This window comes from Paraburkholderia sp. GAS33 (assembly GCF_050436645.1).
Classification (GTDB): domain Bacteria; phylum Pseudomonadota; class Gammaproteobacteria; order Burkholderiales; family Burkholderiaceae; genus Paraburkholderia; species Paraburkholderia phenazinium_B.
In genome coordinates, this window is sequence record NZ_JBNDMP010000006.1 from 1 (window position 1) to 12,930 (window position 12,930).

12 protein-coding genes are annotated in these 12,930 nt (G+C 56.9%); 10 read left to right on the plus strand and 2 right to left on the minus strand.

The features are described 5' to 3' along the window. The first annotated feature begins 1,030 nt into the window (after positions 1-1,030). From P3T24_RS19455 to P3T24_RS19485, 7 genes are all read left to right on the plus strand, one after another. The gene (locus tag P3T24_RS19455; RefSeq protein WP_429436970.1) at positions 1,031-2,218 is read left to right on the plus strand and encodes a porin; all 1,188 of its coding nucleotides are present in this window, start codon (positions 1,031-1,033) and stop codon (positions 2,216-2,218) included. Positions 2,219-2,641: 423 nt separating this feature from the next. Then, entirely contained in the window at positions 2,642-3,508 is an 867-nt protein-coding gene (locus tag P3T24_RS19460) for an NmrA family NAD(P)-binding protein (protein ID WP_074267580.1), read from the plus strand. Positions 3,509-3,628: 120 nt separating this feature from the next. Next, on the plus strand, positions 3,629-4,588 hold the full coding sequence (locus P3T24_RS19465) for a LysR substrate-binding domain-containing protein (RefSeq protein WP_429436973.1): 960 nt from the start codon (positions 3,629-3,631) through the stop codon (positions 4,586-4,588). 71 nt (positions 4,589-4,659) lie between these two features. Then, positions 4,660-5,112, plus strand: coding sequence for a hypothetical protein (locus P3T24_RS19470; RefSeq protein WP_074267582.1), 453 nt, complete (start codon positions 4,660-4,662; stop codon positions 5,110-5,112). 468 nt (positions 5,113-5,580) lie between these two features. Continuing rightward, positions 5,581-5,877 (plus strand): DUF4148 domain-containing protein, encoded by a 297-nt coding sequence (locus P3T24_RS19475; RefSeq protein WP_429306793.1) that lies wholly within the window; start codon positions 5,581-5,583, stop codon positions 5,875-5,877. Between the two features lie 1,247 nt (positions 5,878-7,124). Next, positions 7,125-7,496 (plus strand): DUF1636 family protein, encoded by a 372-nt coding sequence (locus tag P3T24_RS19480; RefSeq protein ID WP_429437543.1) that lies wholly within the window; start codon positions 7,125-7,127, stop codon positions 7,494-7,496. A gap of 33 nt (positions 7,497-7,529) precedes the next feature. Next, entirely contained in the window at positions 7,530-7,823 is a 294-nt protein-coding gene (locus tag P3T24_RS19485) for a DUF1330 domain-containing protein (RefSeq protein WP_074267585.1), read from the plus strand. Between the two features lie 38 nt (positions 7,824-7,861). Here the strand turns inward: P3T24_RS19485 and P3T24_RS19490 are convergent, their stop codons facing one another. After that, positions 7,862-8,791 (minus strand): LysR family transcriptional regulator, encoded by a 930-nt coding sequence (locus tag P3T24_RS19490; protein ID WP_074296349.1) that lies wholly within the window; start codon positions 8,789-8,791, stop codon positions 7,862-7,864. A 99-nt stretch (positions 8,792-8,890) separates the two neighbouring features. Between P3T24_RS19490 and P3T24_RS19495 the strand changes: the two genes are divergently transcribed. The 3 genes from P3T24_RS19495 (at position 8,891) to P3T24_RS19505 (ending at position 11,998) form a co-directional block, all read left to right on the plus strand. After that, entirely contained in the window at positions 8,891-10,324 is a 1,434-nt protein-coding gene (locus P3T24_RS19495; RefSeq protein WP_074267587.1) for an aldehyde dehydrogenase family protein, read from the plus strand. Further along, positions 10,321-10,728, plus strand: a complete 408-nt coding sequence (locus tag P3T24_RS19500; protein WP_429436975.1) for a carboxymuconolactone decarboxylase family protein — start codon at positions 10,321-10,323, stop codon at positions 10,726-10,728. The genes P3T24_RS19495 and P3T24_RS19500 overlap by 4 nt, the downstream gene beginning before the upstream one ends. A 91-nt stretch (positions 10,729-10,819) precedes the next feature. Then, positions 10,820-11,998: an L-dopachrome tautomerase-related protein gene (locus P3T24_RS19505; protein WP_429436978.1), complete on the plus strand. Its 1,179-nt coding sequence runs from the start codon at positions 10,820-10,822 to the stop codon at positions 11,996-11,998. A gap of 13 nt (positions 11,999-12,011) precedes the next feature. Here P3T24_RS19505 and P3T24_RS19510 read toward each other — a convergent pair whose 3' ends face one another. Next, a complete protein-coding gene (locus tag P3T24_RS19510; RefSeq protein ID WP_429436980.1) occupies positions 12,012-12,896 on the minus strand; it encodes a LysR substrate-binding domain-containing protein in 885 nt (294 codons plus the stop codon). Between the last annotated feature and the right edge of the window lie 34 nt (positions 12,897-12,930).

Below are 12,930 nucleotides of genomic sequence, written 5' to 3' on the forward strand. Positions count from 1 at the left end.
CGAGCCACGGCGCGGATCAGATTGCCATCGACAAGCGCTTCGCCCACGAACGTTGGTGCACCCGTGCCGTCGAAAATCTTCACATTGGTAAAAAGCTGCGGATTCATCATTTGCCTCTCTCCATAAAGTGGCTATCCAGTCGCAGTCGCTGGACGGCCTTTAGTTTTTACAGGCTAGCACGCCTTAGAAGAGCCAGGTATTGGTCGTACACCTGGAGTTCACGCGTGGGTCCGGAAAAAATAGACTATCTGATAAGAGAGTGCCAGTGGAATCACAGGAGCGCGTGAAAACACCAAGGAGGCCTGGAGAAATCCGGCCACTGAACCGGATTGCCGAGCACGCGCCTGGCGGCACAACCGAGCAGGCAACGGACGCGGAGCGAGATAGCTCTCTAGCCGGCTTATGATTGATGTCGGAAAGCGGATCGCACTTGGTTTACCGTTTATTTCGTCAAATTAGAATGGCCAGAGCGGCATCCCTGTTATGACGAAATGGCATATGTTGGACTGTACGATACGTTTTGCCGCTCGTGGATCGGGACAAATGGTGGGTATAACTAACAAGTGCGCCACCGACTTTACCGACGGTTAGGTCGGTCGACAACGTTAAGGGGGCGTAACGCACACGCTATTCTCTGGAGAAACCAGCATGGTTTTGGATACGGGTGCGCCACACAAAATAAGACAGTTCGACTGAAATGGGTGTCCTGTTCCTTGTTTTTGCGCGTATACAGACCGCCTCAGACGTTCCTGCTATAAGCGGGTCGAGGTGTGAGTCAGTTTCGTTAGACCACAGCGTTCGCAGAAAAAGTAGATGAAAGTGTGCTGCTCGGCAAAGCCGTGTCAGGCCAATTCCGCTCACATAAAATTCTGATTGTCCGTTGGCTCTGGTCGAGCACATCATTGTCCACTTCGGCTCATGCTTCTGTTAACTTTTTGCGACGGGCAATTTTTTTCGGTACTCCGCAAGGGGGCGTCACGTTATCGTCCATCACGCGATAACCAGATCATTCATCCACCCGGAGAAACAGATGAAACGAACAGCGCTTTCGACACTCTCGCTGACACTGTTGACTGCTGCAGGCGCAGCACATGCACAAAGCAGCGTCACGCTATACGGCACCATCGATACGTCGATTACCTTCATTCATAACGCGAACGCAGCCGGCCAAAATCAGTGGTCCGTCGGCAACGCGAGTAACGGGGATCTCTCCGGCAGCCGCTGGGGTTTGAAGGGTCAGGAAGACCTGGGCGGTGGTCTGAAGGCGATCTTCCAGTTGGAAAACGGGTTTAACCCGAGCACGGGGCAACTTGCGCAGGGTGGCCGGGAATTTGGTCGCCAGGCATTTGTGGGTTTGACCTCAGGCCAATTTGGCACGTTCACGTTGGGCCGCCAATATGACCCACTCGTTGACCTTGTGCAGGGCATTACTGAGGATAACTATTTCGGCAGCGGGTTTGCAACCGCAGGTGACGTCGACAACTACGATAACAGTTCCCGTACCAACAACGCGATCAAATACCTGTCGCCGGTGTACTCTGGACTGCAGGTCGAGGGCATGTATGCGTTCGGTGGCGTCGCGGGACAGACGGGCTCGGGCCAGACCTGGTCGGCCGCTGCGGCGTATAACAACGGCCCGATCTCAGTGGCGGCGGGTTACTTTGTGGCAGACAATCCGTCTGTGGGTGGCCTCGTGCGACCCTCGACAACAAGTGGCTCCGGCTGGGGCGGGTCATCTGACGGCACCTTCGACGGCTCGCTGATCAATCTGGGCTTGCAGAGCGCGAAGTCCATCAACATTGCCCGGGTCGCGGCGCAGTATGTGGCGGGCCCGTTCACGTTCGGTGCGGCTTATAGCAACGCACAGTACAAGTCGGATGGACAATCGGCATTCTCGTCGACTGAGAAATTCAACACAGGGCAGGGCTTCCTCAACTATCAAGCCACCAAGGCAATCCTGTTGGGTGTGGCTTACAGCTATACGAAGTCGAGCGGCGACACGGGCGCGACCTACCATCAAGTCAACATTGGCGCTGACTACAACTTGTCCACGCGCACTGACCTATATTTGATAGGCGCATGGCAACACGCCAGCGGAGAAACACTTAGCGCAAGCGGCACCGCCGTGGTGGCTGCGCAGGCGTCCGTGGGCTCGTATGGCTACGGTGGCACCAACACACAGGAAGTGGTTAGCGTCGGACTACGCCATAAGTTCTGATGATGCCCCGGATGCGGCGCTCGCAACGAAAGAGCAGCGCGTGACAGAAAAAAGCCGGTCGTGAGCATGCGCTGACGACCGGCTTTTTTTCAGCGCGCCTGCAGCGAATACCCACGCGGGAATGAGAGCTATCTGCACGCCCAAAATACGCGTTACCTGAATCCCTGAATCTGAAGCAGTCCGATGTGAAGCCGTGCTTTCGGCCATGTTGCCGAGGGCGGAAAAGGAATGCGCTTCATGTTGGTGGAAAGCCGACAGGAGTATGCGAAAGATCGAACTCGCGTCTCAAAAAGCCCTGCTCGAGGCTTAGCTATGCCATACCGTTATGGAAGGTATGACGTGACGGCGGTCCTAATCCGATGAAAGAAGAATGAGAATGCTGGAACACTGTATTTGATTCAGTTCTAGCGAAAGGGGGGCACTATGTTTTCCGTGATTGGAGTCACCGGCCAGGTAGGAGGCGTTGCTGCCCGACTGCTTCTGGCAAACGGATACGACGTTCGCGCCGTTGTTCGAAATCCGGACCATACGCCGACGTTGCGGGAGCAGGGATACGAGGTTTCGGTTGCCAATTTGCGCGATACGCAAGCGTTGGCGCTGGCGTTCCAGGGAGCGGAAGGCGTTTTTGTGATGTTGCCCCTGAATTTCGATCCTTCTTCGGATTTTTCGGAAGCGCGCGAAATCGCCTCGTCTTTGCACGACGCGATTGTCACCGCGCAACCTCGCAAGGTCGTCTGCCTGTCGACCATTGGGGCTCAGGTGTCTCAACCTAGCCTGCTCACGCAGGTTCGCTATCTGGAAGAAGCGCTTGGCAATCTCCAGATGCCAGTCGCGTTCGTGCGTGCTGCGTGGTTCATGGAGAACGCCTTATGTGATGTTGAGCCTGCGTGTGAAAGCGGGGAGATTCCCACCTTTTTTCAGCCGCTTGGCCAGACCATTCCCATGGTGGCAACGGCCGACATCGGACGCGTGGTTTCAGAGACGCTCACAGAAGAGTGGGACGGTATTCGGATCATAGAACTTGAAGGTGATAGGCGTATTAGCCCGAATGACATCGCCCGGACCTTTGATCGACTGCTCGGACGCGAAGTCCGGCCGAAGCTGGTTCCCCGGGACGCATGGGAGGCAGTGTTCCGCACGCAAGGCATGAAGAATCCTGGGCCGCGCATGCAAATGCTCGATGGCTTCAACGAAGGCTGGCTGAAGTTCGAGGGCCGTCGGACCGAAACGCGAATTGGGCGTGTACCTTTAGATGTCGTATTGCGCGAGCTTATTCGAAACGCGTGCTAATCCAGCTTCTGTGTCAGTAAGGCGCAACAGGCTTGGAGCGCCCGACGGCTCCTTACGACTCAACGCCTATCGACGCGATGCTGATCTGCCGAAAACCTTTTACTTGTAGTCAGGATTCCGATGGATACTTTAGAAAACATGCGGATGTTCGTGCGAGTTACGGAAACCGGCAGCTTCACGAAGGCCGCGAATCTTGCGTCTGTGTCGACAGCACACGTTTCACGTGCAATCACGGACCTTGAATCGCATCTGCACACACGACTGCTGCAAAGAACAACGCGGCGAGTCACGCTTACCGGTGCTGGCGAACGCTATCTACAACGCTGCGAGCACATTCTGGCCCATGTTGAGCTCGCAGAGACCGAGGCGGCAGGCGCGGGCACCCGCCCCTCCGGCAAGTTAAAGGTCCACGCGACAGCCAGTGTCGGTCAACACCATCTGGCGCGGCTCATCGCACGCTATAGCAAACGGTTTCCGGAGGTACTGATCGAGCTGGTACTCTCGCAGAACGTGCCCAATATCGTTAACGAAGGTATTGACGTGTCCGTGGTGATGACGCGAGATCTTGTGGATTCGAACTTGGTGTCCCAACGCATTGGAAGCGTGCAAACGATTCTGTGCGCCTCTCCACAATACCTGTCGAGGCGCGGCACTCCGGCTCGTCTTGCGGACCTGAGCCAACACACATGCCTGCAATTGATGTTGCCGGATGTGCCTCCCGGAGAATGGCAATTTGAGGATGTAAGCGAGCCGGTTTTTTGTCACATGCGGCCTGCACCGCTCACCGTCAATGTCGCCGAAGCGCTGGTCGAGACGATACGTGAGGGGATGGGAATCGGACCTTTGCCGATTTCTGTCGCGCTGCCGGGCTTACGCGATGGGAGCCTTGTTCGCGTCTTGCCTGAGCACCGCCTGCGAGAGTGCAACATCTATGCGATATATGCGTCGAGACGCTACCTCGACGCCAAGATCAGAACCTTCGTCGAGTTCGCGCGAGACCAGGTGCCGCTGGCGCTGGCTGAGGAGAATCGGGAGCTCCTGTCGTCGGAGAACACTCCGCTGGCTCAACCCGTAATCTAGTTGATAGCGTGCGGGCACTGTTCGGCGTAGACCGCCGCCGTGCCACGACGGCATTGGAACGGCATAACCGCATGGCCAGGAACAATCAACAGACGATCAATGAGTTTCTGCTGTACACACTCAATTTGAAACTGACGAATCGCGCGTGGTCATGGGACGCGTACGGCGAGGATGTGGTCGTATTGAAGTTGTGGGCGATGCAACGGGAAAAATTGCCGGACGGCACCGATCGAATCGAGGTGTGGAGTCCGCCGCCGTGGCGCAAACTAGTGAAGATCGCTCGCAATGAGCGACGGCTAAACATCGACAGGCTGAACGAGGGTGGTACTACGTACGCAATCCTGCGTGGTGGTGACGGTTCCGACGAACGCGAGGCGTGGGACTACGATGCAGACCGTCTGTACAAGTTGAGCCGGGTGGTTGTCGATCACGATGGCCACGAATACGCGATCGTGGACTGCGCCATATCGATCGACGAGTTCCTGATTCGCCGGGCGCAACTGCGGTGGCTCTCCCGGACGTAGCGATACGATTCGCCGACACCTACGGTTCGCGCGGCGCAAAAATCAGACGACGGTTTCTTGAGAAGACTATCCATGCCATGTCGGCATTGTAGACATGACACGATGTTGGTCCTAATGCGCTGAGGGAACTGATCGACAAGCTGACGGAGCGGTACGTCATTCGCCCGCCTGATCACCGATCGCCAGCATGCCGGTTGTAGATGATTTGCGCGGTGATGCGATGCTACGACGTTATGACAGACATGACCTGCCGTACGTAGACGTCTTGGCTACGACTGCCGAAAATATCATCAAGTTCAGCGAGTGCAAATAGCCAGAGGGCGAAGCCCGATGTAACTGGATATTTACGGAATGACGCTACGTTGAACTGATTAAGGAAATGCTCGTCGAGGAAATGCAGTTAATAACTTCTGCGATGCAGCTTTTTTTCGCTCATTCAAGTTTTCGTTGATACACAGGAGCATGAAAATGATCGTCAACATTCGCAATCTGGTTATTGGTTTCGCGGTGGTTCTGCCCATTCTTGCGAGCGCTCAGGAAAATAGCACTCCCGTCACGCGTGAGCAAGTACGTGCTGAACTGGTGGCCCTCGAAAAAGCTGGTTATCATCCGGGCAAGCCCAGCCCTTACTACCCGGCAGACATTCAGGCCGCCGAGGCCAAGGTCCGCGCGAGCAACGCAGCGGGTGGAAATCCGCAGACTTCCTATGGTGGTGTAACCAGCGCGAACTCGGAGTCTGGGGAGCAGGGGACCGGTACGCCTTGAACCAGCACGCTGCTTTCGCAACGTGGAGCAGCCATGTGGGACGCGTGTCGGTAAGCCCTCGGAATTTTGAGGTTCGTCCTCTAGCTTGCCTGGGGCAGGTCGGACGGTGTCTGACTTACGCGAAATTCCGCATGGCTGTTCAAACTCCATCGGCGCAGGCTCCACTTTGCTAAGCGCCGTCATTGAAAGACATGGGAATCGGGGAAGTGTATGCAATGTAACCGATTCAACGATGTCGCCGGCCATTGGAACGTTTGGCATTTCTGGTTCAACCGAGCTTACCTCTCTGTGATGACGTTTGATTGCTTTTCGTGGACCTTGGCGTGGAGCTCGCTGGCATCTGCCGAAAGTAGAAGTCGTGCCCGGAAGGCTATGTCGATCATCCATGTCCGTATTCGGACAGCCTACATGACGTGCCATTTTGCCGGTGGTGGAGGTGGCGTGGTATTCGGGTGGGTCTGGGGTCAATGGGGCTGGACAGGGATCTGCGCTGCCGGGGTCTCGATTCTGGCTATCCAATTGGCTTGGCGGCTGCTGCCGCTGCAAACATCTGGTCGACATGTCAAAAATCGTTGACGAACTCGTTGTCGATGCGCAAATCGATGAGCTCGAAAGACTCTGCCTCCCTCTCTTTGATAGATGGTGCGAGAGAAAAAGCGTACTACCACTTGCTTACCTCATGAGTGCGTGGCCGATCATTTCCCTGAGTCGATTGTTACATGCTCTCCGGGCACTTCTACAATATCATCCGCAGACGCTAACGCCTGATGAGTATCAAGTTGTCGCGCAGATCTTAAGGATGGGTGTCCATAGCGTCGAAGAGGATGCAGAACACCTCGTGGCATGACGACCCATTCGATAAAATTTGCACTACTGCATCGAGATTTCAAGCTGCGCGAAATTGAATCCGTAGTTCGGTCCTTCGAGCGGTCGGACGTCTGGCGTGCAGTTTGCGGAAAGTTCCAGGACCGGGGAAGCAGTGACATAGCAGAGATTGATGATAAATATAGGAGTCCATATAAATATCAATGACAGAGTTGGATTCTAGGATACGCGATACGACGCTCTGATAAGCATGCGATCTGACACGCTCGTAGAATTTGTTCATAGGATTTGCTGTCCCAGGTTGTTTAAAGACGGTTCATAAAACTCGGGACAGTTCCTTCCTCGAAAAGATAGAGCCAGGAGACGGCGTCATGTTAGCCACACGCGAGAGCCAGGAACAATCTCAGGTCGTTAGTCAGGATATGAGCGAGAGGGCGCGGTCGAATACCGTCGCAATCTGCCGAACCTGCCCTAGGGACCAGCCGCACAGCGGTGCGGTGGGATTGTCCCTGTATAACGAAGTCAAAGAAAGGTTGACCGGCCAGGGCGTAACCGTAATGATGGTCCATTGCCTCGGCAGTTGTCGGAAGCCCTGTGCCGCTGCGCTTGACGCGCCGGAAAAGCCGCGCGTCCGCTTGTCGGGTCTGAAGGTTAGCGACGCTGCGGATCTGATCAGCGCTGCTCTGGAATACCAACAGACGGCATCAGACGACGTGAGCGTTACGACACTGCCGGCGGCGTTGCAGGGACACGTAAGTGCGATCTCGCCGAAGCGAAGAAAAGGTACTGCATAAAAGCGGCTTTCCTCTTGGAAGAAGGAGATTTAAATGAGCAAGGGATATTGGGTGTCGGCCTATCGTGAAACGAAGGACCAGGCCAGGCTGGCGACGTACGCCCAATTGGCGGTACCCGCTGTGGAGGCTGCCGGCGGCAGAGTGATCGCACGTGGAGTGGCTGACGAAGTCCGTGAGCACGGTTTGAAGGAGCGAACCGTTGTGATTGAGTTTCCGTCCTATGAGCAGGCCGTTGCCGCATACGAAAGCGACGCGTACCGGAAGGCGCTTGAAGCCTTGGGCGACGCCGTCGTGCGCGATTTCCGGATCATTCGCGGCGTGGAATGACGTGCAGGGCGCGGTGAATGGCGAACTGTGTCTTGACTTCAGCACCTCAGGACAATCGCATCACCTCGGCTTTCATGGTTTATTGGCTCTCGTAGCAGTTCGATAAATGCTCGCAATGCCGCTGATACATTACGCCGATCCGGATAGTACAGACACAAGCTGGCTGAACTGACGGTCCAGTCCTTTAGCACAGCTACGAGCCGCCCCGTCGCGAGTTCATCCGCTACGGGGGCTTCCCACAGATACGCGACGCCCGCACCTGCAATCGCAGCATCACGCATCAGCGTGGGCTCGTCTAGCGTCAGATTTCCTGGTACGTCGAGCGAGAGTTTCTCGCCCCGTCGCTCGAACTCCCAACGGGACAGCTTGCCGCTTGGCCAGCGCGCTCGTATGCATTGATGCGACATCAGATCCTTTGGCGTGCGCGGCTTCTTGCATTGCGCAAAATATGATGGCGAGCCGACGACGGAAAATTTCAATGCACCGCCAAACGGCACAGCGATCATGTCGCGTGGCACATCATCTGCGGCACGGATGCCAGCATCAAAGCCTCTACCTACGATATCGACGAAGTGCGCTTCCGTGGCGATGTCGACGCTCATCTCGGGGAACCGGCGCAGATATTCCAGCACGACTGGAACGAGGATAGCGCGCGCAGCCCCAACCGCGCAGTTCAGTCGCAAGGTGCCTGTCGGCATTGCACGATGATTGTTGACGGCGGCCATCGCCTGCTGGATTTCGGACAGGGCGGGACCGACGGTTGCGATGAACTGCTTGCCAGGTTCCGTGAGCGCGACGCTGCGGGTCGTCCGGTTGAATATCCGCACACCCAGCCGATTTTCGAGTTGCACGATCGCACGGCTCAACGCTGTCGACGACATGCCTAGTTCACGTGCCGCCGCACGAAAGCCACCGAGCCGCGCGACGGCGAGCACGACTTCCAGTTCGATCAAGCCTGATTTGAGCATTGTCCCGATTTACGGATCAAGTCGTGTAAGTTTATCCCTCTTATCGGCCCGGATGCAATCGACTACGCTGGGACACGTGACCATTTGATCGAGGCATTCATGTACAGCATTGAACACATCTATATCGACGGCCAGTTTGTGCAGCCAAATGGTCAGGAGTGGTTCGACCTCCACAACCCTTCGACAGGTGACGTAATCGGCCGGGTGCGTCTTGCCGACGTGCAAGACACGAAAGATGCGATAGCCGCCGCGCGCCGTGCATTTCCGGCGTTCGCGCGTACGACCAGAGAGCAGCGTATTGCGTGGCTCAAGCGTCTGTATGAGGCCATGCTCGCGAATGTCGATCGCCTCGCCGCTGCGACAATCGAGGAATATGGCGCGCCCTCGACGCGTGCAAAGTGGGGAGCACGTTACGCCGCCGAGTCCTTTCTGCACGCTGCGCAGACGCTGGAGGAGTATTCGTTCACGCGGAGGATTGGGTCGGCGGAAGTGGTGATGGAACCGGTAGGCGTCGCTGCGCTAATTACGCCTTGGAACGCGAACGCCGGCTTTATCTGCAACAAGCTGGCAACGGCGATTGCCGCGGGCTGCACGGTGGTCATCAAACCAAGCGAAATGAGCGCGCTCCAGACGCAGATTGTCACCGAAGCCCTGCACGAGGCGGGTCTGCCAGCCGGCGTGTTCAACATTGTGACGGGACGGGGCGACATTGTGGGTTCGGAACTGAGTGTGAACCCGAACATCGCGAAGATCTCCTTTACGGGGTCGACTGCGGTCGGCAAATCGATCTTGCGCGCCGGCGCCGACACGATGAAGCGGGTGACGCTTGAACTTGGCGGTAAGTCGCCGACACTGATTCTTGACGACGCCAATCTCGAGACAGCGGTACCCGTCGCCGTCACTTCCGGATTCCAGAATAGCGGCCAGGCGTGTATTGCGGGTACACGCATTCTTGTACCTGAGGATCGTCTTCAGGATGTCATCCGGCTGGTGAAGGAAGCCGTGTCAGCGGTAAAGGTCGGTCACTTGAACGATGCCGATTCGGCAATCGGACCCATGGTCAGCCAGCGACAATATGAACGGGTGCAGGGATATATCCGGCGCGGTGTCGAAGAAGGCGCGACGCTCGTAATTGGCGGAGAAGGTCATCCGGACGGGCTGGCCGGCTACTATGTAAAACCCACGGTGTTCGCGAACGTGACGAACGGCATGAGCATTGCGCGTGAAGAAATTTTCGGGCCAGTGCTGTGCATTCTCACCTATCGCAGTGAGGAAGAAGCGATCGAGATCGCGAACGACACTGTCTACGGGTTGCACGCGTACGTGATTTCAGCGGACATCGAACGGGCCCGTGCTGTGGCGTCCAGGCTCGAAGCCGGCCGCGTGAGCATAAACGGCGCGCCACATGAACCGCTCGCACCTTTCGGCGGTTACAAGCAATCCGGCATCGGTCGGGAATACGGGACATTCGGGCTCGAGGCGTTTCTTGAGACAAAGGCCGTTCTGGGTGCAATCGTATTGGAGCCGCAATGAAGGACGCCATGGAACGGGGTCTTGCCGTATTCGAGCAACTACGTGGTGCTGAGCGAGCGCGGAACATGGCGGACTCGATGACTGATGGGAAATTCGGTGCATCGATGGCGGCCCTGTCAATAGATTTTGTGTTCGGAAGCGTATGGGCGCGTGAGGGCCTTGATCGTCGTGCACGCTCTCTCGTTACGCTCGGTATTCTGATTGCGCTACGCCAACGCGACGAACTGAAGAATCATGTTCGCATCGCGTTGACTAACGGTTTGAGCATGGGCGAAATCGAGGAAGTGATGATTCAGGCGTCTGTATATGCCGGGTTTCCGGCGGCGCACACTGCCAGCAATGCCGCAGCGGAGGTGCTCGAAGCGCTGGAAATCGAGCGAGGCAGTGCGGTGAGTCGGCGATGATATTTCCAGTCCAGCGCCACCCCGCGGAAAATGCCGTGCTGGTTACGGGAATGCCGGAGGCGCTCAATCGTGCAATCCAATCAGGAAAAACATGAGAAGCATAAGCAAAGCCGTGGCAGCGGTGACGCTCGGATTGACAGCAACGCTCACGGCAACTGCGGACGCGATGCCCAAACTTGCCACTGAACAGACGATCGGCCATATCGAACCGGTATTCGAGTTCTACGGTGCCATGCCCACCGGTGTAACGAAAGCGCCAGACGGTCGCCTGTTCGTCAACTTTCCACGTTGGGGAGACGACGTGCCGTTTACCGTCGGCGAGATCGTCGGTAAGCGGATCGTGCCTTATCCGGAAGCACAGACGAATCGCGCGGATCCCGCGCATCCTGCCGATAGCCTGATTAGCGTTCAAAGCGTCGTTGCTGACTCGCAGAACCGGCTGTGGATTCTGGACACGGCGTCGCCGAAATTGGCGGCACCGATCCAGGGCGGCGCCAAACTGGTCGCCGTTGACCTTGCTACCAACAAGGTGGTCAGGACGATTCTCCTTCCGCCGAACGCGTTGTTGCCGACAACGTACCTGAACGACGTGCGTTTCGATTTCCGGTTCGGTGCGCAAGGCATTGCCTATGTTACCGACTCGTCGCCGCATGGGCCAGGTGGAATCATTGTTGTGGATCTGGCAAGCGGCGAGGCGTGGCGCAAACTATCAGGGGACCCTTCGACCAGCGCCGATCCGGCGTTCGTTCCAGTGGTGGAGGGCGAAGAGATGGCAACCGACGGTCCTGACGGAAAACGCCGGCCGCTACATGGTGCGGCAGATGGCATTGCGTTGTCAGCCGACGGAGCGACGCTGTACTACTCACCGTTGTCCAGCCGCCATCTGTATTCGGTGCCGACTGCGCTGCTGCGCGATCGCAATGCCAGCCCCGCGGCGGTAGCGGCAGCTGTGCGGGATCTGGGCGAGAAGGGCGCATCCGATGGTCTTGAAGCAGATGCGAGCGGCGCTATCTATGCCGGCGATTATGAACACGACAGCATTCGCCGGCGGCGTCCAGACGGTGAGTGGCAAACCATTGCACACGATCCGCGCATTCTGTGGCCGGATACTTTGTCGATCGGGAACGACGGCTATCTGTACTTCACGGCGAACCAGTTGCCTCGGCAGGCTTCATTTCATCATGGTCACGATTTGCGCAAGAAGCCTTATACGTTGTTCCGCATCAGGATCGACGCAAAGCCTGTGACGCTCGCTCCGAATCCGGTTTGAATTCCTCATACGCTTAGCATGGGTTACCCATGATGCCAACCAGATGCTGCCGAATGATTCCGGTGATATGCCCTTTTCGACTCGGCTCGAGCATGCCAACCCGACGGGAATAGGTGCCGTCGGGCACAGGGAACACGCGTAGCGCAGGGTCTTTGTGCCAACCGGAATGTGCGAGCATCGGTACGATGGCAACACCCACTCCCTGCCTGACCAGTTCGCTGATCCCCAGAATCGAGTCTAGCTCCAGAATCTGCCGTGGTCTTGTGCCCACCCGACGCAATAGTCGCTCTATCTGCGCGCCGGTTGCCGTAGCCCTGTCATAGCGAATGAACGGGGATGTTTCCAACAGGCTATCAAAGTCGTCCTTGCGACGGATCTGTCCACGATTTGCAAGCAGGACGAGTGGCTCATCATACAAGTGAGTCCATCCGATACCGCGAAAGGGCCGGCGACTGTCTTCAATAACAACCGCGGCGTCCAGCTCGCCCGACCCTACCCGAACGATCAGATCGCTCGATCGTCCGGTCGCCAAAGTAACCTCGAGTGCGGGATGAACCTGCGCAACCTCGACCAGGCATTTCGAAAGCAACCCCATCCCGGAGACGATCGCGCCTATCGAAACGTGCCCGGCAACATTGTTTTCAGTTTTGTCGCCTGCAACGATCCCTTCATAGTCGGCCAGCAACTGCCTGACTTGCGGAAGCAACTGGTAAGCCTCTGGGCGCAGTGTGATTGAGCGCTTCTCCCGACTGAACAAAGGCCGGCCGAGTTCGCTCTCCAGTGCACGCATCTGCTGGCCGACAGCGGCGTGCGTCAGCGCGACACGTTCAGCCGCGGCAGCGAAGCTTCCATGTTCGGCAATCGCAACGAAGGTTCTGAGGAACCTCAATGTGCTCATGGGTATCTCCCTTCGATCAACGGACTCTGCGTTT